The organism is Desulfosporosinus orientis DSM 765, assembly GCF_000235605.1.
Lineage (GTDB): Bacteria > Bacillota > Desulfitobacteriia > Desulfitobacteriales > Desulfitobacteriaceae > Desulfosporosinus > Desulfosporosinus orientis.
The window spans coordinates 2,043,043-2,067,855 of sequence record NC_016584.1; the positions used below are offsets into that span (position 1 = coordinate 2,043,043).

Below are 24,813 nucleotides of genomic sequence, written 5' to 3' on the forward strand. Positions count from 1 at the left end.
ACCGATCGAAGGAATTACAGGGGAGGATATAATGAAAGAAATACAGTTTTTAATGTATGATGCCGATGAAAAAGTGGAAGTTCTTGTTCAAGATGAAACGATTTGGGCAACTCAAAAGACTATTGCAGAATTGTTCGATGTTGATAGAACATCAATTTCTCGTCATTTGAAAAATGTTTTTGAGACTGATGAGCTCGATGAAAAAGTGGTTAGTGCAGAAATTGCACATACCACTCAACATGGCGCAATGGAAGGGAAAACGCAAACAAAGCCAGTAAAATATTACAACTTGGATGCGATTATCTCCATTGGCTATCGTGTGAATTCTCAAAAGGCGACGAAGTTTCGTATATGGGCAACGGATGTCTTAAAAGAATACATCCAAAAAGGCTTTAAGATTGATGTGGAACGTATGAAACAAGGTGAAAATGTTTTTGGCAAGGATTACTTCCGTGAGTTGATTGAAACCGTTCGTTCCATTCGAGCAAGTGAACGACGGATATGGCAACAGATCACAGATGTCTTTGCGGAAATTTCATACGATTATGATAAAAACTCAGATATTACCAAGAAGTTTTATGCGACAGTACAAAACAAGTTTCATTATGCGATCACAGGAAAAACTGCTGCTGAAATTGTTTATGACAGTGCCGATAAAGACAAAGAGCATATGGGGCTTACTTCTTGGAAGAACTCACCTGACGGACGAATCTTACAGTCAGATGTTGTAGTGGCAAAGAATTACCTATCAGAAAAAGAAATTCGCAGTCTGGAGCGTAACGTATCAGCCTACTTTGACTATGTAGAGCGTCTGCTTGAAGATGAAACCTTATTGGGAATGCAGGATTTTGCGGCAAGTATTGATGAATTCTTGAAATTCAACCGCTATGAAATCTTGGAGGGACATGGGTATATTTCCCATAATGCAGCTACGAAAAAGGCAATTGACGAATATAAAGAATTCAACAAGCATCAAAAGATAGTTTCTGATTTCGATAGGGAAGTTAAGAAACTACAGGGAGAGCAGAAATGAGCGAAAACAAGGAAAATGTACCTAAAATAAGGTTTCCGGGATTTACTGACGCGTGGGAACAGCGGAAATTGGGAGAACTATACGCGGAGCGGAACGAACCGGGATACGATTCGTTACAGATCCTTTCTGTTTCCATCCATCATGGTATTTCAAACGAAGAACTAGACAGTAATACTTTAGGTAAAAAAGTGCGCAGGAGTGAAGATAAATCTCTATATAAACATGTGTATTTCGGTGATCTTGTTCTAAACATGATGCGTGCGTGGCAAGGGGCAATTGGAGTAGTGAAGTCAGAAGGGATGGTAAGTCCTGCATATATTACAGCTATTCCCAGTGCAGAGCTTTACCCTCTGTTTATGGATTATTGTTTACGCCGAGATGAAGAGATTATTCAGATGAACAATCTCTCTTATGGAGTTACCGATTTCAGAAAGAGACTATACTGGGACTCATTTATTAATATTTTGTGTTGTATACCTTCTGAGACTGAGCAGGAGCGGATTACGGCCTTCTTTACTCAACTTGACAACTACATTATCCTTCATCAGCGTAAGTTAAATAACGTGAAAAATTTGAAGGCTGGGCTGCTTCAGAAAATGTTTCCGAAAGATGGCGAAGGTTTTCCGGAAGTTCGTTTCCCTGGATTCACTGACGCTTGGGAACAGCGGAAACTGGGGAAGGTCGCCGAGCGCATAGTCAGAAAGAACAAAAACCTAGAATCAACTTTGCCGCTTACGATCTCTTCGCTCTATGGTTTAGTTGACCAAATAACCTACTTTAATAAACGCGTGGCGAGCAAAGATGTAAGCAATTATTACCTCGTCAAGCGCGGCGAATTTGCCTATAATAAGAGCTATTCAGATGGATTTCCGTGGGGATCGATTAAACGCTTAGACCGCTATGAAATGGGCGTTTTGTCGACGCTCTACATTGTTTTTGCTCTTAATGAAGGCATAGTAAATTCGGACTATTTGGTTTCGTATTATGACACAGATAACTGGCATAAAGAGGTCGCTGTAAGAGCTGCTGAAGGCGCAAGGAATCATGGATTGCTCAATATTTCGGCTGATGATTTCTTTGATACGGAACTGAAATTTCCCAAAGACTTAGCCGAGCAAGCGCAAATCGGCGAGTTTTTCAAAGTCCTCGACTCTCTCATCACCCTTCACCAGCGTAAGCTGGAACACCTACAGGAACAGAAGAAAGCATTAATGCAACAAATGTTTGTCTAGGAGGAAAATATAACAACATGAGTAACTTACAAACCATTACAGCAAAGCTGTGGGCGATGGCCAATGAGCTTCGTGGAAACATGGACGCTTCAGAATATAAGAATTACATTTTGGCCTTTATGTTTTATCGTTATCTGTCCGAGCATCAAGAACAGTATTTAGTTGAAAATAATGTTCTTGATGTTGCTGTTGGCGAATCGGTCAATAAAGCTTACTTAGAACAAGCAAACGGTGACGATTTGAATGACTACTTAGAAGATATTTCTTCAAGTTTAGGCTATGCCATTGCCCCCCTTGATACCTGGGAATCTTTAGTTCAGAAAATTGATAACAGCATGGTGGTTCCAAGTGATTATCAAACGATTTTTGATAACTTCAATAAGAACGCCGAATTAAACAGAGAAGCCGTAAAAGATTTCCGTGGTGTGTTTAACGACATCAACCTGGGCGACTCACGCCTTGGTTCGTCTACCAATGAACGGGCGAAATCACTGAACCGTATTGTCAAGCTGGTTGATGGGATCGATTACAAAGGTGAAGATGGCAAAGATATTCTGGGCGTAATCTATGAATATCTAATCGGTCAATTTGCGGCAAGTGCAGGCAAAAAAGGCGGGGAGTTCTACACACCTCATGAAGTTTCTAAGATTTTGGCTAAAGTCGTAACGGATGGGTTAGAAGAATCGGATTATACTTTTTCGGTGTATGACCCGACTTGTGGTTCCGGGTCATTGCTGTTAACCGTTAAAAGTGAGTTGCCTGGCGGCGATAAACCGGGAGCGATTAAATTCTTTGGTCAGGAAAAGAATACGACAACCTACAACCTGGCTCGAATGAACCTGATGATGCATGGCGTTTCCTTTAACAACATGACTCTGTCTAATGCTGACACCCTTGAAAGGGATTGGCCCGACGGGCCGGACGCCAAAGGAATTGACCACCCGCGCTCTTTTGATGCTGTGGTTGCCAATCCTCCTTATTCTGCTCATTGGGACAATAGCGAAACGAAACTAAAAGATCCCCGTTTTCGAGACTATGGTAAGCTCGCTCCGAAAACTAAGGCAGATTATGCATTCATTTTACACAGTTTGTATCACCTGAATGATACGGGAACAATGGCGATTGTACTGCCTCACGGTGTCTTGTTCCGTGGTGCGGCAGAAGGAGCGATTCGTCGAACTATAATTGAGAAGAACTACCTTGATACAGTTATAGGGTTACCTGCCAACTTGTTTTACGGTGTAGGAATTCCAACGACGATTTTAGTATTTAAGAAAAATCGTAAAGCAAAAGATATTTTCTTTATCGATGCAAGCAACGAATTTGAAAAAGGTAAGAATCAAAATAGACTTACTGATAAAAACATCAATAAGATTATAGAAACTTACAAAAATCGTGTGGATGTTGATAAATACGCTCACGTGGCATCACTTGAAGAAATCAAAGAAAATGAGTTTAACTTAAATATTCCTCGCTATGTAGATACGTCTGAAGAAGTGCAAGCCATTGATCTTGATGAAGTGAATAAGCAATTAGAGCAAGATAAACAAGAAATTGCGGAGCTTGAAGCTAAAATCAATGAACAGTTGAAAATTTTAGGAATTAATGTGTAGGAATTGATTGGAAGGGTCAAGGATATTGTTTCTTGACTCTTTTTCATATATCCGCTGTGAATTAAGGCTGATAAGTATTACAAGGAACGTGTATATCTCATCTACTCCATGCAAGAGCATTTTAACACTTTTTGTGATAACTGCATTGTATAATAATTCTTGCTGAATACGCGTTTCTGCTTGCTTTTCAAATGTATCCATGAATATTTCTAATGAACAATTATCGAGGTGTAATATGGGGGAAAACAAAAAAATCAACTATATCCCGGCTAAACCTCCAAAGCGGGAAAAGCGCCGTAGGCATTTACTGCCGTGTGAGCACAAACACTGCTGATCAGCTGAAAAGTCTTACCGCCCAAGTATCGGCGCTAACAAGATTGACAGCAGTTAATCCCAAATGGTTATTAGTAGATGTGTACATGGATATTGCATCAAGTAAGATCGGTTCATCTCGGAAAGAGTTTTCTTGTATTCTGAAGGATTGTCAGTCTGAATTAGAGCGACGGGGAATCAAGTCCCCTACAGGAAAAGGAAAATGGTGTAAGCGGACGATTGATGTAATGCTCAGTAATGAAAAATACACAGGAAATGTCCGGTTGTTGGATAATGGAAAGCACGATGCCTATATCTATCAGAGGAAAACAATCCGGCGATCATATCGAAGGAAGCATTCCAAGCGGTGCAGATAGAAAAGCAGAATCGAAGCAATGTCACAAAGGCCGAAGATGGTAGTAAGAGGAAAAGCAAAAAATACAGTTCAAAGAAGTAAAAATACAAAATAGCCTAATCGAAAATTAATTGTTGAGAAGTCAGGTTCATAAGGCGAAGGTGGGAATGGGTTTCGTCCTGATCTTCAGAAACTGACTTTTGATTGCTATGAAATCGGATTGATATCGTATTGGTGAAACCATACAGGAAAGGAAAGTGCATCTGTGAAAAAATTAAATGATTATTTATACTCAGGCGATACCGTTCTAAAGATATTACAGAGATATGCTGAGGATTTGAAACAGTCGGCGAAAGAAACTCATAATCAGATTGATCTTTTGCACTGTAATTTTCTGCTTCAAATTGCGGGACTTTTGCAGCACAATGAATTCCTGACTTCGCAGTCTCAGCGGATTCGGGAATTTTATAAACTTATGGCAAATGAATATCCTTTTCTTGCCTTTACTTTTAAGGGCCGAATTAAATCTCTGATACGCGCGGAAGCAAAATTTAACGGATACATCGTAGAATATATTTACGAGTATTATATTAAACATGGCAGTTATCCGGCTCTTCCTGAACTAAAAAACAATTTAAACTGTTTTCGGGACCTGATTGCCTACCGAATCGTGATTTCTCTTCCCAAATGTCATTTAAAAGAAGATGAGATTTGCGCAGATGAAGAAAATAAATATCTATATGATGTAGCTAACAAGCTGCTTGATTTCCTTGAGGAACGCGGATTTACCGCAGAACTGTCTTCATTTATGGGTCAGAAAAAATCGCCCTTATTAAGAGAGAGCGTAAGCCCATACTATAGAGATTACATTGCAAATCCAGAGTCTAGTGGCTATCGTTCGCTGCACATAACTTTTTATGATAACATTGCCCGTTGTTATGTGGAAGTACAGCTTCGTACAAAAGAAATGGATGATTTTGCTGAAATCGGTCCTGCCAATCATTTAGGTTACGAAAAGCGACAAGAAAGTGAAAGAGCTAAACGAGATGCCATTTCCAAAGGAGAAAATATTTATTTTGATGATGCTTATGAAAGAGGTATCATGTTGCAGCAGCTTGAATTATCAAAATTGGATGTAAATATGTTTTCGGCAGTGAATAATTCCCTTATTAACGATGGCTGCGGCCTCTTCCGTGGAAGACTTATTCTTCCGTACGAGCATCTTTCAAGATTTCAAAATGACCTGATTGATTAGTTAATTGCTGAAATTATTTTTATTACTAAATACCAAGCTGGTCTTTTAGGGCGCTTTGCAGAACCTGAGAGAAGTTTACATTATTCTCCTCAGCAATAGTGTTTAGCCAAGCGGGGATTGTAAGGGTTTTCTTTACAGCTTTATTTCCGTGCTTTTGTGAGTATTCGTCTAAGTCAACACCAATGAGACTAACGAAACCATTCTCATATTCGTTAGGGATTACATTTTTAATATTTGTAGCTTTAGGCAATTGCTTATTCTCCTCAACTTCGCTTAACAGCCAACCAGAAGCTGCGTCGATAGCCATATCCATAGCTTCAGGTAAAGTATCGCCTTCGGTTACGCATCCTGGTAAATCAGGAAAGACCACAGTATAACCATCTTCGCTTGGGTAAAAGCAAGCAGGATAAATAAGTCTCATTGCTTATTCCGCCTTTCGTCTAGTTAATTCATTATTTTCAGCTTCTATGCTTATCGTAAACCTAGGAAAGGGGGGGTTATTTCAGCCCCGCTTGTTTTAGGATAGAGTTTACGGTTTTGGTTTTTAAATCTTTCCCGTGAAATGGAATTGTAACTTTTCCCGGTTTTGATGGATGTTTGTAATGTTTGTGAGAACCTTTGGTGTCTGTGTATTGCCATCCATCGGCTTTAACTATGTTTTCAAGTTCCCGGGGTTTCATTCGCAAACCTCCTCTCAATGTATTTATTATAGCACGTATGGCACGTGTTATGAAGAGCTGTTTGAATAGAATAGGAATGAAGTCTCACATTTTTGAAACTCTCATCGTCAAGAAACATCAGCGTAATGTCACCGGAATTGAAGATCAGATCATTGCTCTATATTCCAAAGGGATCAGTACCCGCGATATCCAGAATCATCTCGAGTTGCTGTTCATCTTTTCGAGTACGATGAGTTGTGTTGAATACAGGAATTCCTCTCCTGGTTCGAGAATATGTTTAGATCAGCTTCAGGAAGATGGACACAGGCATTTGGTGTCTTTAGGTTTGTATTTTGTGTTGAACTTGACATAACGAGGGGGCAAAATATGACCCGAAAAAGAAAATATATCATAGGAATATTATTAATTATTATTTGGTTTACTTTTTTACTGACAGACTTCTGTTTAGCAAAAGCAAATAGATCTCCTGTTTTCGCAATCCCCATAGTAGTGTACAAAGATGGCGGTTCGACAGAATACTATGGGTTAGGGTACAAGGTTATAAAATATGCTAATCTAACTGTGGAGAAGGGCATTGAGGTAAGGAAAATAGATTTCGGAACTTGGTTTGTGAAATTTTCACCTGTTATTAACTGAAACAGTTTGACACTTTTAATAACTGATGAGGCTGATGAAAAAGTGGTTAGTGCAGAAATTGCACATGCTGCTTGTCACATATCCTGGGGCAGGCACATATAGTGTAGTGTGGGTGTAAGAAATATATCACTTGTAAAAAGAAGAAACCTGGTGAGATAGGGCACCGGGTTTCTTCTTTTTTTGGATTATTTAGAAATTCTCATTTGATCAGATCCAAAAGATACCCATAGCCTTCCTGCACCATCTCGTCTTTCGGGATAAACCGCAAAGATGCGCTGTTAATGCAGTACCGCAATCCGCCCGTTTTCTTGGGACCGTCGTTAAAGACATGGCCTAAATGGGCGTTTCCCGTGCGGCTTCGAACCTCTGTCCTGTGCATGCCATGAGAAGTATCCTGTTTTTCGTGAATCACATCCGGATCAATCGGTTTTGAAAAGCTGGGCCAGCCGCAACCGGATTCAAATTTGTCACTGGAAGTGAAAAGCGGCTCACCGGTGGTGATATCCACATAAATTCCGGGTTGAAAGGTGTTCCAGAATTCATTCTGAAAGGGAGGCTCGGTGGCGCATTTCTGCGTCACCTCGTACTGCGCCGCAGTCAGCGTTCTGTGCAGTGTATCGGCGTCCGGCACTCTGTAAGCTGCCGGATTCACAATTGACGTTGCCGCCTTTTCGAACTTGGCATTTGAAATATGACAATAGCCGTCGGGATGTTTATCCAGATATTTTTGATGATATTCCTCCGCGGGACTGAAATTGCCTAGCGGCTCTACCTCAATCGCAATAGGCTTGTCGTATCGCTTTTGCAGTTGTGCAATGGAGCGCTGAATCACCTGCAGATCCTTGTCATCCACATAGTAGATGCCGGTCCGATACTGCGTACCGTGGTCGCCGCCCTGTCGGTTGACGGAAACAGGATCAATTGCTTCATAATATAGCTCCAGCAAAAATGCCAGAGAAGTTACCCCGGGATCATAGACGACGCGTACAGCTTCAGCATGCCCCGTATTCTGGCAGCACACCTCCTCATAAGTGGGGTTTTCCGTCTTCCCGTTCGCATAGCCGACCTGTGTGGACAAAACGCCCCGAATCGATGAAAGATATTTCTCGGTTCCCCAAAAGCAACCGCCCGCAAGATAAATTTCTGGCATAGCGCACCTCTTTTCATGATTTGTATTAACAGTATTCGCATTTAACCGCAATTCCATTTTAGATATATTTTTATCTTGGTGCTATCCATTTATGCTAACTTTTTGGCTCATAGACAACCCCCACGGCTTCCCCGTTGTCCTTCAAATTTTTGTATGCAGAAGCGAACGCATATATTTCACCTGTAAAACCATCGGGAAAGGCTTCCCTCACATCCCAGAGCTTACCGTCGGGTGAGCGGATATCCGGGGTTCTATTTGGGTCGGTATTTGACACTTGGTAAGAAACGGTCCGAAGCACCAATGGTTCGCCTTCCTCTGGTCTGCCAATAGAGTTTGTAGCTTATCACGCCGCTTGGCACATCAATTTCGATAAAAACTGTATCCGGGAGGTTGATCTGCCCCTTTTCGTTTGCCGACAGTTTTTCTGCTATGGGATTTAATATGTCTCCGCTATACGTGTAGAACGTGACGGGCAAGCTGAATTCCGTCTGGGTAGGCACATTTGCCGGGTCATATACCACCCTCACATAATCGCTGGTCTGCCCTACGCCGTCAGAGCCACTTGCCACAGCCCAAACAGAGCCGTCAAAGCCATCTGGATATTCCTTCGCAACGTTCCACACTGCTGTGTTTTTTACATCGTCAGCAATTGATACATCACGGGAAGCCCACAGTCTCAGTGCCCAAAACAACTATTCCACACAAGACCGCAGACACCAATACCCATGAAAAAGCAATCGCCCTAATAGGAAAGCCTTTATGTTTCATAATGGCGCTTAGCCGTTCTTTAAGTGCTTTCTTTTCCTCGCACATCGTTGTGGATACAATTGTTTTCGGTGATTTGGTGTCTGCTGCCACCGCAATCAGCGTATCTCCGTAACCCTGTCTTCCATTATTATCAAGTTCCTTTATCACCGCTTCGTCGCAGGACAATTCACAGGCACGATCAATTTCACGGCGCACAAGGTAGGAGAGGGGATTAAACCAATGCACAGCGGTTTTATGGCAAAGAGAAGCAACGCAATGATACCGCCGGTTGCCGACATGATTAAAATGGTTCGGGCAATTTCGCTAATGATTTCCCATGCCCTCATTTAGCATCCCCTCACATCTTGAAAAAATCTTTTAGCTCATCAATATCAGCCTCGGATAATTTACCCCTGCGGCAAAGGGCGGCGACGAGGTTTTTTACGTTTCCGGCGTAGAGCTTATCGATCATGCTCTGTTCCTCGCTCTGAACATATGCGGATTCGGATATATTGGGCGTGTAATGTAGCACCCCCTGTTTCTCAGCGGTTATAACCTCTTTATCAGCAAGGCGGCGTATTAGTGTGTTAATCGTGGATTTTTCCCAACCCTTGGTATGTTGAAGCTCGACGCGAATATCAGTAAAGGATACAGGCTTCTTCTCGCGCCAGAGTATGCGCATCACTTCAAGCTCTGCATTAGAAATTTTTTCAGCTAAACTCATTATAAAAACCTCCGTGCTACAATTGTAGATGAATACATGTTACACCTGTAGTACGATTTTAGCAATACGATCTACCGTTAGATGTCCGCAAGGATTCGGTCTTTGCTGCCATAGACAGGGCTGCGTGAAACTAAGATTCCATGCAGCCCCATTTAAAAGTGCGATGGTATTATTCCGCTTCTTCCACTAACTCCGTACTATCACGCAAAATTACGGCAGTGAGCGGATTCTCTGAGAGACTGAATAGGGTGGCAGCAGCCTCGTGGAGTAATTCATGATCAGCATCGGGCTTAACGTAATTTAAGCTCTTTTGCTTGATTTGGGGGCTGCCTGCCGGTGTTAAGCCGTCTTCATATTTCAACACTAAAGTTGAAGTCAACTGCTTATCAATGATAGGCATTTCTTTTCCTTCCTTTCTTGATCCAGAGGCCGATGGATTCGGCATGGTTGTATATAATATGGAGTTACTTGTACTATGGTTACTATAGGGAAGTCTCTTTGTCCAACCCGGCTTTTTTATTGAGCCATTGCCTTCACGCTTGTCTGGGGTTCCGCATATCCTATAGCGGTATCTGAAAAGACATTCGTAAAAGGATGGGCAGCCGGTATGGTGATGGAAATTTCCAAGAGGACGCCGGAGCAAATCGCGTCTGAGATTAACATTATCAAGGAAGAAAGCGGAAAAATACTGCTTAGCAACGCCGTTGAGATCGGACGGCGACTAACGGAAGCCAAAGAGCTGGTACCTCATGGGGAGTGGCTCAAATGGCTGACTGAGTCAGTGAGTTACTCCCGAAGCACAGCCAGCAGACTGATGAAGATCTTCCGGGAGTACGGGTCAATCGTCTCCTCCACCGATGGGGAAGAGTCCCCAAATGGTGCATCGATGCAACATTTGAACTACACCCAAGGACTCATCCTCTTTGGGATTCCGCTGGAGGACCGGGATCAATTTATAGAGGACAATGATGTTGAGAACATGAGCCAGCGGGAGCTGCGGCAGACAATCAATGAAAGGGGCAGGGCGCCTCAGGAAGAAGAGCTCCAAGAGTGGGAAAATCAGGCGACGGGAAAGCAAGAAAAGGCAGAAGCGGCAGTAGAGGCAGCAGATAAACCAATGGATAAAGCTAAGGATAAACCTGTGGAACTGATTCCGGTGGAAAAGAAAATCAGCAAACCGAAAACTGCACAAAGTGTGCTGCCGGCAGAGAACACCAATGCCGACAGCCTGAAATACGACGCCGAATACGCCAAGTACCGCGACAACATGCTCAGTGCCTACGGGGAGCTGCTGAAAACTCTCGTAGACTTAAATAGGGTAGACCCGGTGAAGAAAGAAATAAACAGGAAAGAGGCGTTAAAGATAGCAACTAACATGGCGGAGACGCTGAAAAAATATCCTCCTGAGATTAAGACAAATTTGAAAATTGAAAAGGACGTAGACTAGTGAAGCCACCAGCAGCGGATCAATTTTCTCATCGCCCACCGTCTCTCCATCATCCGGGATGCGGATCGCATCCTGGTGATTTGGGGACAGGCAGATTCTGTAATCCGGCAGTGAGATAGGGCACCGGGTTTCTGCTTTTTTTGGAATTTTCCAACATCACGGGAGGAAATCTGGGAAAGATGTGGAAATTCATGATTGATGTTCATAGACAAGCTGATAATTATTTCACAAAAGAGATTCTTTTGGAAAGGGTGTTTTGCTATGCGTTATGAAGGTATTGTTTACCGACCGCCCAGCGAGGCCGACAGTTTGCTTATCCAGGCGACGATTGGTTGTCCACATAACCGGTGCACTTTCTGCGGAATGTATAGGGATAAGAAATTCAAGATTCGTCCTGTAGCAGATATCAAAGAGGACCTGAAAAGTGCCCAGGATCTGTACGGAAATAATGTAGAGAGCATCTTTTTCCCGGATGGCAATACGATAATCATGAAAACTGAGCAATTGGCAGAAATTCTGGAATATGCCGGCCAGTTGTTTCCCCGTCTTTCCCGTATGACAATGTATGGCTCCGCTAAGTTCCTGAAACTGAAAACTTTGGCGGAATTGCAACGGTTGCGGGCGTCTGGCTTGACTAGGATTCACTCCGGTCTGGAAAGTGGAGACGATATCGTGCTGGCGAATATTCAAAAGGGTTTTACCGCGGCAGAGATGATTGAGAATGGGCGAAAAGTGAAAGAAGCGGGTATGGAATTGAGTGAATACATTTTAATTGGGATTGGTGGACATGAGCGTTCCCAGGAACATGCCCTGGAAAGCGCCCGGGTACTAAACGCCATCGCCCCGGATTTTACGCGTTTACGCACATATAATCCGGTAGAAGAAACGCCTTTGGGTGAAGAATGCCAGAAGGGTAATTTCCGGCTGCTGAATCCCCATGCCGCAATCCGGGAGACTCGCCTCCTTGTCGAGAACTTACGTGGACCTGGACGGCTTATGAGTGATCATATTTCCAACTTTGCCTGGATCAACGGTGAGCTGCCGGCAGATAAACCCGCCATGCTTGCTGAACTGGACCGGTTGCTTAATGTTTCAGAAGACAATTTTACGCGGCCTGATCCCCGTTATTTGTAGGGCTAGACAAACAGAATATTATAGCGCTACAAAGGATTTGGCTTGATCTGGAGACATGTCAGTAATTTGAGTGATGATTCAGAGATCCCGGCGGGGATGGAATAGAGTCCCATTATTAAAAGAACAGGGTCAATCCGTTGTAAGCAGCGGATGAAGAAACAAGCTGAGAGGCTTGTTTTATGCTATGGGAAGACATACTGGCGCGTTATGAGATATAAATTACGGGGGAGGGGTTGGATGAAAAAATTATTTATTTATCTGGGCTATGAGTTTGGTTTGATGCTGCTTGTGTATTACGGCTTGGATTATCAGAAAGCACTGCATATCGAAGCGGGCAGAAATTATGACCCCTTTCCCTTAATGCAGTTCAATTGTGGTTTCTCCCTGCTGGTTGGTATGTATCTTGCCTTGCCCGGATTTATGAGGAGAATGGTCCGGAAAGGCAGGTTAGGGGTTAACTGGTTAAGATCCTGATTCTCGGAATACCGATGTTGTTAATCAGTGCGTCAGCTATCCTGTTTTATTACTCGGGTTTAGGGCAGCTTAATTCATTAATCAGCTGGGTATAATTCCAAGGGGGAGAGAGATATAACAAAGTGGTGGAAAAGTTTGCCGACTTAAATTCACTGCAATTGTGTATTTGAGTTCATTTCTCCCCATCTCTAACGAAGAAAAGTATGAACTGCTCAAAATAGATTCCCTGAAGGAGCGGGGGTTGCGCTTCATGGATCATCTGCTCAAGCAAAAGGAAGTCATTGAATTGCAGATCCAGATGTCCGAGAAATTATCCGAGCGGGCCAACCGGTTTTACCGGGAAAACGCGCTCAGAGAGCAGCTGAAAGTCATTCAGGAGGAACTGAATGAAGGGAAAAAAGGCCGAGGCGCCAAAAAAGAGAAGGACTATTTAAGCAAAATCGAAGAAGCGCAGATGCCGCCTGATATTAAAGAAGCCACCCTTGAGGAGTTAGATAAGCTGGAGGCTCAGGGGCCGCAAAGTTCCGACTATCACGTGATCCGCAATTACCTGGATCTGCTGGTTCAACTGCCCTGGCAAAAGACTGAAGCTAAGCCGGTCAATCTGGAGGAGGCGAGGCGGGTCCTCGATGAACAGCATTATGGCCTGGAGAAAGTGAAGGACAGGATTATCCAGCATTTGGCGGTGATACAGCTCAAAAACGGCAAAAAAGGCTCCATCATCTTGCTGGTAGGACCTCCTGGTACCGGAAAGACCAGTCTGGGCAAAAGTATTGCCGAGGCGCTGGAGCGCAAGTATATCCGGTTGAGTTTAGGCGGAATCAGGGATGAAGCCGAAATCAGGGGACACCGCAGAACGTATGTAGGCGCATTGCCGGGGCGGATTATCCAAAGCATCAAAAAGGCAGGGGCCAACAATCCTGTCATGGTCCTCGATGAAGTGGACAAACTGCAGGCCGGCGGTTTCAGCGGCGATCCGGCCAGCGCCTTGCTGGAGGTGCTTGATCCTGAACAAAACAACAGCTTTACGGATCATTATCTGGACCTGCCCTATGATTTGTCCGATGTGTTCTTTATTGCCACGGCCAATTCAATCGAAAGCATTCCGGGACCGTTATTGGACAGAATGGAAGTCATTCAGGTTACTAGTTATACCATCGAGGAAAAATTTCATATCGGCAAAAATCATCTGCTCCCGGCTATCCTGGAAGAACACGGACTGACCACAGAAGAATTGCTGGTGGATGATGATGTGCTGCAGAAAATAATCAGTGACTACACCTTGGAAGCCGGAGTCAGGGGGCTGAAAAAGCAACTGTCTGCCTTGGCCAGAGTGACCTCGGAGAAAATTGTCTCCCACAAAGTAGACCTGCCTTACCGGATTAAGGCCGAGGAATTGGAGGAACTGCTGGGCAGACAGGTGGCGCGGCATGACAGGGCTCAGCAGGATAATCCTCCCGGCGTGGTCACAGGGCTGGCCTGGACTCCCGTCGGCGGTGAAATCCTTTTTATCGAGGCCACCGATATGCCCGGAAACGGAGAAGTTATCCTCACCGGCAAGCTGGGAGATGTAATGAAAGAATCGGCCAGGATTTCTCTGAGTCTGCTGAAATCGCGCTTGCCGCTGAATACAGTTCCTTTCAAGGAACGGGATCTGCATATTCATGTCCCGTCCGGAGCGGTTCCCAAAGACGGCCCCTCCGCAGGCATTGCGCTATTCACCGCCCTGGCTTCCCTGATCACCGGCAAGAAGGTGGATTCCCAAATCGCCATGACCGGAGAAATCACGCTGAGGGGCGCCGTCCTGCCAATCGGCGGGCTGAAGGAAAAGCTGCTGGGGGCCCAAAGGGCCGGAATCAGCAAAGTGCTGATTCCTAAGGACAATGTGGTGGATCTGAAGGACGTACCCGAAGATGTAAAAAAACAACTTACGGTGATACCCGTAGAAACCGTGGAAGACGTACTCCGGGAAACCCTGGGGATTTCCCTGCCTAGAATAGAGCGTATGGTGCAGGAAAAGGCAGATCGGATGGGTTTCCATGTAATTTGATTTTAGTTTCTCCTCTCTTTTTATAGCCCTGCAAGGTAACCATCCTGGCAGGGTATTTTTATAAACACATTTTGTATTTATACCCATTTCGCTTTAGGTAATTTTCTAAATCACTCCAAAATTACAAGAGCCCAGATCACATCCATATGTTGGTGTCCATACTTCCGAAGGATATCGCAGCAGATCAGTTGACTATCAAAGAGTTTGTTGACCCGTTTACGGGTGAGCCAGTAGAAATGAAAAAGAAAAAATAGCCCGTACCCAGCCATTATAGGGCTAGAGCAAACCACCCGCTGAGCGGGTGGAAGTGATTCATCAACTTATCTAAATTTCTTTGGGGTGAGCTTAGGTGAGGAGATGTTTATTTTTTAGAAAATATTTAATTTTATATAGAATACAGTGGTGGCAGAGTTATAATGTATGTAGGACAGCTTAAGGCATATGACAAAGGCTATTTTCTATTTATCATCCGTTCAGGTCATTGGATGGATACAATTGATGGTTTTGAGGCGTAAAGCCGAGAGCGTAATTAAAGTTTTTAATTGGTGGTTATACAGCGAAAAGAAGGCAGTTTGTCTATAATGCTAACCCCATAAACAGTTGAAATAATTTAGTTTTATATATGAGAAAGTAGCCAAGTTACAGAGAAATTCAGAATCTGCGACATAAGTGTCGTAGATTCTGGAGAATTTTGATAATCTTCGTTATTGGTGGAGATATGACATTATCTGCAATTCGCATTTGAAAGATGGTGGTTGTAACTGATTAGATATAACTGGGACTTTGTTGAAAGCGTCAAGTGTAATAATACGGTAATTGTTCAAGACCCCGAAGAAAACTGTCTCATGGAAAAAAGAGAATTACTAGAATTTAAATTAAAAAAACCTGGTGATAAAATAGCTTTAATCATTATGATGAATCCGGCGAGTGCAAATTCCTCTTATTCGGACGGTACAATCAATGGACTCATAGAGTTCTTGATTAATGATTGTTCTGTTAGTAATGAAGTTCATCAAAATAAATTAAGGATAATAAACGATATAAGCAACATTTTAATAACCAATCTCTTCTCAATATATAATCCGAATTCTAAAGATTTAAATAAAAGCCTTAATAAGATAATTCAGTACAAGTCATATGAGTTTCTATCTAAAGTAATTGAAAGTAATCATAAGGAAATTGATGAAGCAATTAGTGATAGCCAATATATCATCTTTGGTTGGGGAGATTGCCCGAAAGATTTCCATACAACAGTATTCCATAATCAAATAATTAAAGTGATGCAATCAATTATTTCACATAAAAAAGAAGAATTGTTTGTATTTCATATTATTAACAATCGTGCAAAGGCCAGAGGGGTTGCATTTGACAATGTTTTAACAAAAGCAATGAATCCTGTTCATCCATCTAATGGACAAATTACCGATCTGCTTAGAATAGATATAGATACTATTTATAGAATTTTACCTAGAGTAATTTAATGGATAAAATCTCGAATAGCTCAAAGAAGATGCGAAACAGGGGAGTTTCAAAACTTAGCATAGATGAATGTAGTATGACGCTTCAAAAACTCCCCGGGACGTTAGTCGAAATTGGTTTAATGTCGGCCGATTTTGAGGAGGTGTAGATATGTTTAAGTTTGAAGGGGTAAAGTCTATTACAATTGAATATCTGAATTTACATGATCTTTTCTCAGGGAATACGGGAAATATTCTTGCAGAAAAAGATATACCTATTTTTCTAAAAGAAGCAATAGAAAATGGAACTAAAGTATTGGTTAAAGGGATAGAAAAAAACCTCTTATATCAACTTGTTTGGGAGGAATCTATTTTTAAGGTGCAAAAGATTGAGAATTGAATAAGGAGGATTAAATGATGCAGTATATTTATAGAGAAAATGGAGATGCTGCCGGGTTCGTTAGAGGAAAGTACATTTATTTAATGAATGGGGCTCCAGTAGGTCAACTAAATGGAACACGTGTACACACCATGTCAGGAGAATATGTAGGCGAGTTGTATAGGGATATGGTAGTTGATCGTAATCTTGGGAACCGTGGGAATATTGGTAATCCAGGTAATCCTGGCAACGTAGGTTCGCCAGGGAATCCCGGAAATCGTGGTTCAATTAGTATTGGATATAGGGATGTTTTTAATAAATTAGGTCGTTGAAGATTTAATATAAGAAGGCATTTGAAAACCAGATGCTTCTTTATGTTAAATCTTTAAAGAGTTTAGCTTTGTGAGCTAAACCAACTTCGTCTAAAAGAGGTTTACCGGCATCGGGGAATAATATAATGTAATAACCCGACTCGTTAAATGAAATTGGTCGCAAGTTCGCGACGTCCCGGCGCAGATTAAGCAGTTAGGTTTGAAGGATTTTTTAATTTTAAATTCTAATTAGGCTAATAATAAGTAGTTCTGAATTATGCGTGTTATAGCAATAATGCGCAATTCAAATAGTTTAAGAGCAATATATTACTATTGAAAAGTGGGGATATAAATGGAAACTAATTTCACTAAAATAGCAGTACTAATTGATGCAGACAACGCACAACTGACAAAATTGAAAGCAATTCTTGATGAAATTTCCAAATACGGTCGAATAATTGTAAAAAAAGCATACGGAGATTGGAAAAATCCCTTGCTAAAGAATTGGGAAGATGAGTTAAAGCAACTGGCGATTAAACCAGAGCAACAATTCGCGTATACTAAAGGAAAAAATGCTACAGATATTGCATTGGTCATTGACGCAATGGATTTGTTGTATACAAATATTTACGACGCATTTGTCATTGTGTGCAGCGATGCAGATTATACCCCTCTGGCGATTAGATTACGCGAAACAGGGGCGTATATATTTGGAATTGGCGAGGATAAAACCCCTGCTGCCTTTAGGAATTCATGTGATAATTTTATTTTGACTAGAAACCTTACCGATTTCAAAGACAAACCAGAAGGAATCGTTGATGACCATGAAACTAAAGAGGATTCCGGATCTCCTGACATCTCTGAAATTCATAAATTATTAAATACTGCAAGTGAAACATCTCAATATCAAGATGATGATGGCTGGGTAAATGCTGCTACTGCTGGCAATTACATAAAACGTGCTCGACCTGATTTTGAGTTAAAAGCATTGGGCTTTTCAAAATTGTCAGATTTGTTAAGTAGATATCCAGAATTATACGAAACAAAAAAAGATACGTCTGGGAAAGTTCCAATTTTTTTATACAAATTAAAAAAATAAATATTGGATAAGCTTGGCATGGCGATATAAAAAACGAGCTCCTAATGATGGTACCATACGAACTTCGTGCAATGTTTATACTTTATCAGTTCGTACTGAAAAAAGATATTATATGGAGACTACTACATGAAAGCAAAGGACTTCAGAAATCTGATTAATAGAGGTTTAGGGAGTGGTATCCTTTTCCTTAAGGAAAATCAAAATCGAAATAGAAAATATCTGAAGGCTATTCAATATGCTTGCGTTAATAATACAGCTTTCGACCCGCAAGTTGAAGGTAGCCGTGCAGAATATTTATGGGAAGCGATTCAGTATTCAGGTTACTCTGAATACTTACAAAATGCTGTCTTAACTGCCCTTCTCACCTCTACTCAACCCTATGAGTTTTAGCGACGTTGTTCAAAATAGACAAAAGGCGAAATAATTACATTTTTGAGCTTCAAGTGGAGTGTTGTAGATGGTTGTAAAGAGAAACGATAAGTGTCCTTGTATGTCAGGATTGAAATACAAGAATGTTGTTTAGGGAAAGAGGACAAGCCGGAAGAATATACCAATTTACCCTTACAATCTCGGATGCATCGTATGATGAATGAAGGGAGAATTAAGCAATGTATTCACCCCAATCATGATGATTGTTCGGAAAGAATTGTTCAGGCTCATTCAATACAAAATCATAAAATCCTTAAAAGTATTGCTGTCAACGGGAACGTGGTGATGATTATGCCAGAATGTACCGAGAAATCCTTTGAACTTGCTGCAAAACCTAAAGGTAGAAATGTGGCCAGCACTATTTGGGGTTTTTGCGGGTACCACGATAAAACAGTATTTCAACCCATAGAAGATAAGGATTATACTGGGAGCCCTCAACAAAACTTTTTATTTGCTTATAGAGCGTTTGCCTACGAATATCATAAAAAGCATGAAGCTTATAAGGCACTTCGTGCCAGATTAAATACAAAACCTAGTTTTGTGAAAGACGACTCGTATATTAACGTTCTTAAAGGACATGAGGCGGCATTAAATGATCTTGCTTATTTAAAAAGTAAATTTGATAAGGCTTTGCTCGAAGATAACTACTCTATAATTGATACCGTATGCCTTAAATTTGAAGGGACATCAAAAGTAGCTGTTTGTTCAGGATTTAACTTAGAATTTGATATTTTAGGAAATCAATTAAACGATGTTAGATCATTAGGATCTGAGCGATTGAAATTTCTAACCTTTAATTTATTTCCCCAAAACAGAGAGACAATTGTACAATTCAGTTGGCTTCATGAAGATGAGGGCTTTTATGAAGGTTTTAAGTGTCAACTATTATCGCTTTCCTTAAAGGAACAAGTAAAATTCTTGAACAACTTAATCCCCAGTTATTGTGAAAATACGACGTTGAACCCTGATTATTATAGTGGTTTAAGTTATTATGAGAAGTGTGCCCTGTTAGATGTTTTTAGAGCTACATTTAGTCTACAAGACGATTTACAAAAAAAGACTTTATTAAGAGAACCTAAATACGATTTGTTTAGAAACTTAAATATTGGTAATTAAAGCGTAAGATGGACGACCATAATCACAACATTATGACTGTACAAATCGGCTATACATATCTATATACCCGTTAGGCTAAGTGTGTCCTGAAAGGATGACTGTTCAAAGTAAAGAGTGAAGTAACAGTCTGACGTGCTTTATAAGAGATGAGGGTAGGTCCCTTGGAACCGGCATGCAGGTGCAGGTTTCAAACCACCATAGGGTGCTGCAATCAAAAGTTGTGGTGCTGAACGCGTATGCTATAGCAGTCAGGTGTGCATCGTGAAGCTGAACGAAAGTGAATAGCCGGTGAAGCGTCGTTAATGGGTTTGTTGCAGTCAAAACCAGATGATTTAGCCACAACTGGGATAAAATCCGGTGGGTGCCTGCTTATTGACCGGATGGCTGTCGGCGTAAAGGCTGCAGGAGCACGATATAGGCTCTTATAAGGAACAGGAGAAAACTGAACCTTGATGATAAGCGAAAAATCCAAGCGCTGACACGACAAGGATGAAAGTAGCGATGCAAGGTTTAGTTGCGGAAGAATTCGTAGTAGTGAGGAGACTGCTGTAATGGCAGTGGAGCGAAGGGATTCTGTTATCTGCACTTCTGAAATTAAACAACCATAAATGGGAGGATTTTATGGAAGAAGGAAAGCCGTTTGAGATTTCGAAACATCAAGTAATGGAAGCGTACGGACGCGTGAAAGCGAAGAATGGCGCAGGCGGCATTGATGGAGTAGGCTTCACTGAATTTGAGAAAGATTTGAAAAACAACCTATACAAAATATGGAACAGGATGTCATCAGGATGCTATTTTCCCTCCGCAGTTAGAGGAGTGGAAATTCCGAAAAAGGATGGCAAGAAAAGATTACTCGGAATTCCAACCATTAGCGACAGGGTCGCTCAGATGGTAGTGCGAATGAACTTTGAACCACAAGTGGAGCCGATATTTTGTGATGATTCGTATGGATATAGGCCGAATCGCTCTGCATTGGATGCTGTGGGAGCAGCACGTATGCGATGTTGAAAAATGCCATGGGTCATTGATCTTGACGTCAAAGGACTATTTGATAATATTGACCATGCACTGATGATGAAAGCAGTATGCAAACATACTGACAGCAAATGGGTAACACTGTATATTGAAAGGTTTCTGAAAGCACCAATTGCTTTACCGGACGGTACTGTTCGAGAAAGAAATGCCGGAACGCCACAAGGGGGAGTAATTAGTCCAGTACTAGCGAATCTGTTTATGCATTATGCATTTGATTGGTGGATGGAACATAAGCATCCACAAAATCCTTAGGAAAGGTACGCTGATGATGCTGTAATTCATTGCCGGACAGAGAATGAAGCAAAAGCGCTGCTGGTTCAGCTCAATAAACGCATGGCAGAATGCAAATTAGAATTACATCCCGATAAAACGAAAATTGTATATTGCAGAAGTGATGTAAATCCAGAGCATTATGAACATGAGTCCTTTGATTTTCTTGGATACACTTTTCGGAGGCGCATTGTGAAAAGCAAATTTGGCAACTATTTCAATGGTTTTACACCGGCAGTCAGCAAAGGAGCAAGTCAACACCTGAGAGACAGTATCAGAGAGATACGAAGAAACCACAAGACTGCCTCGCTTGATGTGTTGGCTAAATTGATGAATCCTGTTCTCAGAGGTTGGATGAATTACTTTTACAAATACAGTGCAGGCGAGGCAAGAAATGTGCTCAATTATGTAAATCTCACGCTAATCCAGTGTATTAGGTACAAATATAAATCGACAGGCAGAAAGCATTTAAAGTCTCATAAATTGCTTGGTCGCATTTGTATGGAACAACCAAATCTGTTTTACCACTGGCAGATGGGGCTTCGCCCGTCGGTTGGATAACAAGAGCCGAATGAAAGGAGACTTTCACGTTCGGTTCTGTGAGAAACTCAGGGTGAAATTCCCTGGGTTTACTCGACTAATGGTATGTTCCGATATACCAGGTTAAGGAACAAAAAGTAGGAAACTGTGACGCATTCGTTAGATATGGTGAAATAAATAATGGGGGAATCATAATGGGGAAGTTCAATATCTTAATAAGTGTTGTTGGAATAATATATTTAGTGTACTCGTTTTTATTCAGAAAAACCGTTACAGTTTATCATAAAAGTTATAAGAAGTTTATTTTAGATAATGATAAATATTTGAGACTACAACTTAATTTTTCTATTGCAAATTCAATGATTATGATAATTGTAGGATTAATTGCAACTATACTGAATTTATCATACACCTATATATTTTTATCAGTAATTCTTTTTCATATTATCAATTTCTTATTCATATTAGTAGCCAAGAGAAAAGGATATATTCAGTATTATTAATGAAGAATATTCATATTAAGCGTAGGACACTTAGTATAAATAGACTGGTTCCCATTATCCATAGCAAATTATCCGAAGTTAGAGCACAAAAAAAGAACTCCAAGAGGAGCATAAGTTTATTAGAACGGATATGCTGGAGGATCAAATCTTCCTAACTTTGGATAATTAAGATAGCACGAAACCGCGATGATTAAGGAAATTTCTATGGGGATTGAATTTTTAATCTCCTGGAAATTTTAAAGAACTTTGAATGAAACCATTGTACAATATGTATTTGAAATCTTCCAATATGCCAATTTTGGACATAGCTTCCCCCTCCCCATAACAGGGCAATTTTTTAAACACATGCAGTTTGGATAGCCACAGGGGGAGATTTGCCTAGACTCATAAACAGTCTAGGTTTTTCTGAACCGCAGTTTGGGCATTTAGACAAATCTTTCCCAACGAGCTTTTGGATTAGTTCGAGGGTTGAAGCCTTCTCTTTAGATAATAAAGGCGTATGGGTGAGTTGTTTACAAAGCTTAAGCTTAGTGGTCTTGTTACGATTGCCAAGCAATCCATAGTGTCTAATTTTCATAAAGCTACTTGGCAAGATATGAATAAGAAATCTGCGAATAAACTCTTCTGCGGAAAGTGTCATCACCTTTTGCATACTATTATCCTTGTAGTCTCGCCATTTGAAGGAAACCGTATCTTTTTCAATGTTGATGATCCGCTTATTAGATATGGCTACTCGGTGAGTATAACGGCCCAGATATTCAACAACGCAAGCTGCATTTTTAAACGGCGGTTTACAGTAAACAACCCACTCTTTGTTATAGAGAGAGGAAAGAAGGTCTTCGAATTCCTTACCATCCGAAAGAAAGGTTTGACTACCGTGGAATTCAAGTTTATTTTGGTCGTATAACTGTTTAAGGTGATATAGAAATTTACCTCTGAACTTTCGAGATAGGACTTTAACTGGAATAAAGAATTTCTTTCTGCTGTTTACCCATTTTCCCAGAGAAGATAATCCCCCGCCAGGTACAATGCAGTGAATATGTGGGTGATGCATGAGATTTTGTCCCCAAGTATGGAGAACTGATGTGAGTCCAACCTTAGCACCGAGATATTTTTTGTCAGCAGCTAGTTCGGTAAGAGTTTCAGCAACGACTTTAAACAGAAGGGTATAAATAGCTCTTTGATTTTGGTAGGCCATCGAATTAAGAGTATCCGGGATTGTAAATACCACATGAAAATAACCAATGGCGAGTAGATTGCTTTTCTGGTTTTCAATCCAGCGTTCTTTAGCCAGAGCCTGGCACTTAGGACAGTGTCTGTTACGGCAAGAGTTGTATGAAATCCGAATATGCCCGCAACTGTCACAAACCTCCTTGTGGCCGCCCAATTGTGATGTTCTGCATTTTTGAATGGCCGACATCGCTTTATGTTGAACGAGCGTGAGTTTGTGATTGATTCTATAGTCTTCGCCGTATCTCTGGAAGATATCTTGTACCTCAACCATTAGCTTTGTCCAGTTCAGTCATTCGGTCAAGAGGACTTGTTACGTTGAGTGATTCAATCTTGATTAAATGCAGGTAGAAGCAGGTTGCGGTGATATCTGTGTGTCCGAGCATCTGCTTGATACGAAAAATATCTGTTCCGGATTCCAGTAAGTGGGTAGCAAAGCTATGTCTCATGCTGTGAACTGTCACGTGTTTATCTATCTTAGCTTTAGTTGCATATTTATGAAATATATTTTGTACAGCTCTAGTAGTAATGTGTGTGCCGGTATTATTTCTACTGTAAAAAAGCCATTCTTTTGGACGATAAGCTTTCCAGTAAGTTCTAAGTATATCCAGGTTTGCTTGTGATAGGATAGCATATCGATCCTTACTCCCTTTAGCGTTGCGAATAAACAACTGCATTTTTTGGCTATCAATATCAGAAACTTTAAGGGCAGCCACTTCACTGAGGCGAAGCCCTGCGCCATAGAGAGTCATAAGAATACACTTATCTCTCAAATTATTGCAGGCATTAAAAAGGGGATTGGAGTTCTTTTTGGGTAAAGATAGCAGGGAGTTTACGATGTTTACGATGACGAGGGATTTTCCTAACTTCTAAGTTAATATCTAATACTTTGCCATACAAAAAACGTAGACCACTGTTATAGGTATTAACTGTTCCTGAAGCAAGCTTTTTTTCAGTGGTGAGATAGTAGAGAAACTCTCTAATATGCTCTATACCCAGTTCAGTGGCAGGCTTATCAAAGTAATCCTGAAAGAGTTTAACTTTGGTATGGTATTCATCCTTGGTATTTTGGCTTAACCCCCTAAGTTCCAATTCGAAATTGAGCTTGGCTAAAACCTCTTCTTCTGTCATAAACGAAAAACATCTCCTTTAAAAATGAAAGTAGCTACATTTTAAAGGAGACCAAATAAAAAAGAACTGACTCTTACAGAGCAGTTCGGGCAAAACAGAGTTAAAGTATTACGAGAACCACCGCGCCAGCGGTTTAGTGCTATCCATATAATTAAAAGTTTAAAAATATTTTACCAACTGGGCAGAAAACCAGGTGCCCTAACATGATATCAAAAATCATTGGGAAGAAGATGTAAAGTATCACCAGAAATTCAGGTCGAACATCCCGTTCTTATGTACTTTAACGCTCAAAGCAGTCAATCCAGTTTTTTCCCACCTACCCCTCTCCCATACCTTGCAATCCCCGTCAAAAAAGCTATAATTAGGAATAGGTGGAAATTAAAAAGTCGCCGTGACCTGAAAGTGTTGGCGCACTTCCAGGCACGAGCAGGTGTGATGGCACCTACACGTAACAGACTGTCCACGACGACA

Annotated in this window: 27 protein-coding genes and 3 pseudogenes; 20 read left to right on the top strand and 10 right to left on the bottom strand. The window is 41.3% G+C overall.

Annotated features, from left to right (window positions below):
- Positions 1-31: 31 nt before the first annotated feature.
- The 5 genes from rhuM (at position 32) to DESOR_RS09460 (ending at position 5,800) form a co-directional block, all read left to right on the top strand.
- Complete coding sequence (gene rhuM / locus DESOR_RS09440) at positions 32-1,033, top strand: RhuM family protein (protein WP_014184369.1); 1,002 nt, start codon at positions 32-34, stop codon at positions 1,031-1,033.
- A complete protein-coding gene (locus DESOR_RS30185; RefSeq protein WP_014184370.1) occupies positions 1,030-2,265 on the top strand; it encodes a restriction endonuclease subunit S in 1,236 nt (411 codons plus the stop codon). Before rhuM ends, DESOR_RS30185 begins: the two co-directional genes overlap by 4 nt.
- 17 nt (positions 2,266-2,282) lie before the next feature.
- Positions 2,283-3,878 (top strand): type I restriction-modification system subunit M, encoded by a 1,596-nt coding sequence (locus tag DESOR_RS09450; protein ID WP_014184371.1) that lies wholly within the window; start codon positions 2,283-2,285, stop codon positions 3,876-3,878.
- Positions 3,879-4,192: 314 nt separating this feature from the next.
- Positions 4,193-4,567 carry a recombinase family protein gene (locus DESOR_RS27895; RefSeq protein WP_242832482.1) on the top strand — a complete coding sequence of 125 codons (375 nt, stop codon included), beginning with the start codon at positions 4,193-4,195 and terminating at the stop codon, positions 4,565-4,567.
- Positions 4,568-4,810: 243 nt separating this feature from the next.
- Positions 4,811-5,800, top strand: coding sequence for a nucleotidyltransferase family protein (locus tag DESOR_RS09460; protein ID WP_014184372.1), 990 nt, complete (start codon positions 4,811-4,813; stop codon positions 5,798-5,800).
- A gap of 25 nt (positions 5,801-5,825) precedes the next feature.
- Here the strand turns inward: DESOR_RS09460 and DESOR_RS09465 are convergent, their stop codons facing one another.
- Complete coding sequence (locus DESOR_RS09465) at positions 5,826-6,221, bottom strand: type II toxin-antitoxin system HicB family antitoxin (RefSeq protein WP_014184373.1); 396 nt, start codon at positions 6,219-6,221, stop codon at positions 5,826-5,828.
- A 76-nt stretch (positions 6,222-6,297) separates the two neighbouring features.
- On the bottom strand, positions 6,298-6,480 hold the full coding sequence (locus tag DESOR_RS09470) for a type II toxin-antitoxin system HicA family toxin (protein ID WP_014184374.1): 183 nt from the start codon (positions 6,478-6,480) through the stop codon (positions 6,298-6,300).
- A gap of 76 nt (positions 6,481-6,556) precedes the next feature.
- Between DESOR_RS09470 and DESOR_RS30190 the strand changes: the two genes are divergently transcribed.
- Positions 6,557-6,832 carry a transposase gene (locus DESOR_RS30190; RefSeq protein ID WP_242832483.1) on the top strand — a complete coding sequence of 92 codons (276 nt, stop codon included), beginning with the start codon at positions 6,557-6,559 and terminating at the stop codon, positions 6,830-6,832.
- Between the two features lie 14 nt (positions 6,833-6,846).
- A complete protein-coding gene (locus DESOR_RS09475; protein WP_014184375.1) occupies positions 6,847-7,116 on the top strand; it encodes a hypothetical protein in 270 nt (89 codons plus the stop codon).
- 199 nt (positions 7,117-7,315) lie between these two features.
- On the opposite strand, the gene msrB is transcribed toward DESOR_RS09475, so the two are convergent.
- The 6 genes from msrB to DESOR_RS09500 form a co-directional block, all read right to left on the bottom strand.
- Positions 7,316-8,266 carry a peptide-methionine (R)-S-oxide reductase MsrB gene (gene msrB, locus DESOR_RS09480; protein ID WP_014184376.1) on the bottom strand — a complete coding sequence of 317 codons (951 nt, stop codon included), beginning with the start codon at positions 8,264-8,266 and terminating at the stop codon, positions 7,316-7,318.
- A 251-nt stretch (positions 8,267-8,517) separates the two neighbouring features.
- A complete protein-coding gene (locus DESOR_RS28775; protein WP_148265253.1) occupies positions 8,518-8,889 on the bottom strand; it encodes a hypothetical protein in 372 nt (123 codons plus the stop codon).
- A gap of 34 nt (positions 8,890-8,923) precedes the next feature.
- Positions 8,924-9,259, bottom strand: coding sequence for a M56 family metallopeptidase (locus DESOR_RS27910; protein WP_081468486.1), 336 nt, complete (start codon positions 9,257-9,259; stop codon positions 8,924-8,926).
- Positions 9,178-9,360, bottom strand: coding sequence for a hypothetical protein (locus DESOR_RS29580; protein WP_042331023.1), 183 nt, complete (start codon positions 9,358-9,360; stop codon positions 9,178-9,180). Before DESOR_RS29580 ends, DESOR_RS27910 begins: the two co-directional genes overlap by 82 nt.
- Before the next feature lie 11 nt (positions 9,361-9,371).
- Positions 9,372-9,737: a BlaI/MecI/CopY family transcriptional regulator gene (locus DESOR_RS09495; protein WP_014184377.1), complete on the bottom strand. Its 366-nt coding sequence runs from the start codon at positions 9,735-9,737 to the stop codon at positions 9,372-9,374.
- A gap of 169 nt (positions 9,738-9,906) precedes the next feature.
- Positions 9,907-10,137 (bottom strand): DUF1659 domain-containing protein, encoded by a 231-nt coding sequence (locus DESOR_RS09500; RefSeq protein WP_014184378.1) that lies wholly within the window; start codon positions 10,135-10,137, stop codon positions 9,907-9,909.
- A 207-nt stretch (positions 10,138-10,344) separates the two neighbouring features.
- On the opposite strand from DESOR_RS09500, the gene DESOR_RS09505 reads away from it, so the two are divergent.
- The 13 genes and pseudogenes from DESOR_RS09505 (at position 10,345) to DESOR_RS30830 (ending at position 21,499) form a co-directional block, all read left to right on the top strand.
- Positions 10,345-11,184 carry a DUF3102 domain-containing protein gene (locus DESOR_RS09505; protein WP_014184379.1) on the top strand — a complete coding sequence of 280 codons (840 nt, stop codon included), beginning with the start codon at positions 10,345-10,347 and terminating at the stop codon, positions 11,182-11,184.
- Positions 11,185-11,445: 261 nt separating this feature from the next.
- On the top strand, positions 11,446-12,318 hold the full coding sequence (locus tag DESOR_RS09510) for a radical SAM protein (RefSeq protein WP_014184380.1): 873 nt from the start codon (positions 11,446-11,448) through the stop codon (positions 12,316-12,318).
- A 237-nt stretch (positions 12,319-12,555) separates the two neighbouring features.
- Positions 12,556-12,792, top strand: coding sequence for a hypothetical protein (locus DESOR_RS09515; RefSeq protein ID WP_014184381.1), 237 nt, complete (start codon positions 12,556-12,558; stop codon positions 12,790-12,792).
- Between the two features lie 125 nt (positions 12,793-12,917).
- Positions 12,918-14,842, top strand: a pseudogene (gene lon, locus DESOR_RS09520) (endopeptidase La); the annotation flags it as partial.
- Positions 14,843-15,687: 845 nt separating this feature from the next.
- A complete protein-coding gene (locus DESOR_RS09525; RefSeq protein WP_014184383.1) occupies positions 15,688-16,323 on the top strand; it encodes a DUF1643 domain-containing protein in 636 nt (211 codons plus the stop codon).
- 148 nt (positions 16,324-16,471) lie between these two features.
- The gene (locus tag DESOR_RS09530; RefSeq protein ID WP_014184385.1) at positions 16,472-16,699 is read left to right on the top strand and encodes a hypothetical protein; all 228 of its coding nucleotides are present in this window, start codon (positions 16,472-16,474) and stop codon (positions 16,697-16,699) included.
- Positions 16,700-16,713: 14 nt separating this feature from the next.
- Positions 16,714-17,010, top strand: a complete 297-nt coding sequence (locus tag DESOR_RS09535; protein ID WP_014184386.1) for a collagen-like protein — start codon at positions 16,714-16,716, stop codon at positions 17,008-17,010.
- A gap of 331 nt (positions 17,011-17,341) precedes the next feature.
- Positions 17,342-18,088: an NYN domain-containing protein gene (locus tag DESOR_RS09540; protein WP_014184387.1), complete on the top strand. Its 747-nt coding sequence runs from the start codon at positions 17,342-17,344 to the stop codon at positions 18,086-18,088.
- Between the two features lie 126 nt (positions 18,089-18,214).
- Complete coding sequence (locus DESOR_RS09545) at positions 18,215-18,478, top strand: hypothetical protein (protein ID WP_014184388.1); 264 nt, start codon at positions 18,215-18,217, stop codon at positions 18,476-18,478.
- A 67-nt stretch (positions 18,479-18,545) separates the two neighbouring features.
- Entirely contained in the window at positions 18,546-18,611 is a 66-nt protein-coding gene (locus tag DESOR_RS30945; protein WP_081468580.1) for an SEC-C metal-binding domain-containing protein, read from the top strand.
- A gap of 1,643 nt (positions 18,612-20,254) precedes the next feature.
- The gene (locus tag DESOR_RS30820; RefSeq protein WP_345788330.1) at positions 20,255-20,641 is read left to right on the top strand and encodes an RNA-dependent RNA polymerase family protein; all 387 of its coding nucleotides are present in this window, start codon (positions 20,255-20,257) and stop codon (positions 20,639-20,641) included.
- Positions 20,642-20,644: 3 nt separating this feature from the next.
- A pseudogene (locus DESOR_RS30825) lies at positions 20,645-21,106 on the top strand (reverse transcriptase domain-containing protein); the annotation flags it as partial.
- A 24-nt stretch (positions 21,107-21,130) separates the two neighbouring features.
- Positions 21,131-21,499 carry a group II intron maturase-specific domain-containing protein gene (locus DESOR_RS30830; protein WP_345788339.1) on the top strand — a complete coding sequence of 123 codons (369 nt, stop codon included), beginning with the start codon at positions 21,131-21,133 and terminating at the stop codon, positions 21,497-21,499.
- Between the two features lie 819 nt (positions 21,500-22,318).
- On the opposite strand, the gene DESOR_RS09565 is transcribed toward DESOR_RS30830, so the two are convergent.
- A complete protein-coding gene (locus DESOR_RS09565) occupies positions 22,319-23,485 on the bottom strand; it encodes an IS91 family transposase (protein WP_014184391.1) in 1,167 nt (388 codons plus the stop codon).
- Positions 23,478-24,342: pseudogene (locus DESOR_RS09570) on the bottom strand (tyrosine-type recombinase/integrase). Before DESOR_RS09570 ends, DESOR_RS09565 begins: the two are co-directional and overlap by 8 nt.
- Between the last annotated feature and the right edge of the window lie 471 nt (positions 24,343-24,813).

What these genes read in the sequence shown, in the direction of transcription:
- rhuM (WP_014184369.1), top strand. Translation starts at nt 32, where the DNA reads ATGAAAGAAATACAGTTTTTAATGTATGATGCCGATGAAAAAGTGGAA.
- DESOR_RS30185 (WP_014184370.1), top strand. Translation starts at nt 1,030, where the DNA reads ATGAGCGAAAACAAGGAAAATGTACCTAAAATAAGGTTTCCGGGATTT.
- DESOR_RS09450 (WP_014184371.1), top strand. Translation starts at nt 2,283, where the DNA reads ATGAGTAACTTACAAACCATTACAGCAAAGCTGTGGGCGATGGCCAAT.
- DESOR_RS09465 (WP_014184373.1), bottom strand. Translation starts at nt 6,221, where the DNA reads ATGAGACTTATTTATCCTGCTTGCTTTTACCCAAGCGAAGATGGTTAT.
- DESOR_RS09470 (WP_014184374.1), bottom strand. Translation starts at nt 6,480, where the DNA reads ATGAAACCCCGGGAACTTGAAAACATAGTTAAAGCCGATGGATGGCAA.
- DESOR_RS30190 (WP_242832483.1), top strand. Translation starts at nt 6,557, where the DNA reads ATGAAGTCTCACATTTTTGAAACTCTCATCGTCAAGAAACATCAGCGT.
- DESOR_RS09475 (WP_014184375.1), top strand. Translation starts at nt 6,847, where the DNA reads ATGACCCGAAAAAGAAAATATATCATAGGAATATTATTAATTATTATT.
- msrB (WP_014184376.1), bottom strand. Translation starts at nt 8,266, where the DNA reads ATGCCAGAAATTTATCTTGCGGGCGGTTGCTTTTGGGGAACCGAGAAA.
- DESOR_RS29580 (WP_042331023.1), bottom strand. Translation starts at nt 9,360, where the DNA reads ATGAGGGCATGGGAAATCATTAGCGAAATTGCCCGAACCATTTTAATC.
- DESOR_RS09495 (WP_014184377.1), bottom strand. Translation starts at nt 9,737, where the DNA reads ATGAGTTTAGCTGAAAAAATTTCTAATGCAGAGCTTGAAGTGATGCGC.
- DESOR_RS09500 (WP_014184378.1), bottom strand. Translation starts at nt 10,137, where the DNA reads ATGCCTATCATTGATAAGCAGTTGACTTCAACTTTAGTGTTGAAATAT.
- DESOR_RS09505 (WP_014184379.1), top strand. Translation starts at nt 10,345, where the DNA reads ATGGTGATGGAAATTTCCAAGAGGACGCCGGAGCAAATCGCGTCTGAG.
- DESOR_RS09510 (WP_014184380.1), top strand. Translation starts at nt 11,446, where the DNA reads ATGCGTTATGAAGGTATTGTTTACCGACCGCCCAGCGAGGCCGACAGT.
- DESOR_RS09515 (WP_014184381.1), top strand. Translation starts at nt 12,556, where the DNA reads ATGAAAAAATTATTTATTTATCTGGGCTATGAGTTTGGTTTGATGCTG.
- DESOR_RS09525 (WP_014184383.1), top strand. Translation starts at nt 15,688, where the DNA reads ATGGAAAAAAGAGAATTACTAGAATTTAAATTAAAAAAACCTGGTGAT.
- DESOR_RS09530 (WP_014184385.1), top strand. Translation starts at nt 16,472, where the DNA reads ATGTTTAAGTTTGAAGGGGTAAAGTCTATTACAATTGAATATCTGAAT.
- DESOR_RS09535 (WP_014184386.1), top strand. Translation starts at nt 16,714, where the DNA reads ATGATGCAGTATATTTATAGAGAAAATGGAGATGCTGCCGGGTTCGTT.
- DESOR_RS09540 (WP_014184387.1), top strand. Translation starts at nt 17,342, where the DNA reads ATGGAAACTAATTTCACTAAAATAGCAGTACTAATTGATGCAGACAAC.
- DESOR_RS09545 (WP_014184388.1), top strand. Translation starts at nt 18,215, where the DNA reads ATGAAAGCAAAGGACTTCAGAAATCTGATTAATAGAGGTTTAGGGAGT.
- DESOR_RS30820 (WP_345788330.1), top strand. Translation starts at nt 20,255, where the DNA reads ATGGAAGAAGGAAAGCCGTTTGAGATTTCGAAACATCAAGTAATGGAA.
- DESOR_RS09565 (WP_014184391.1), bottom strand. Translation starts at nt 23,485, where the DNA reads ATGGTTGAGGTACAAGATATCTTCCAGAGATACGGCGAAGACTATAGA.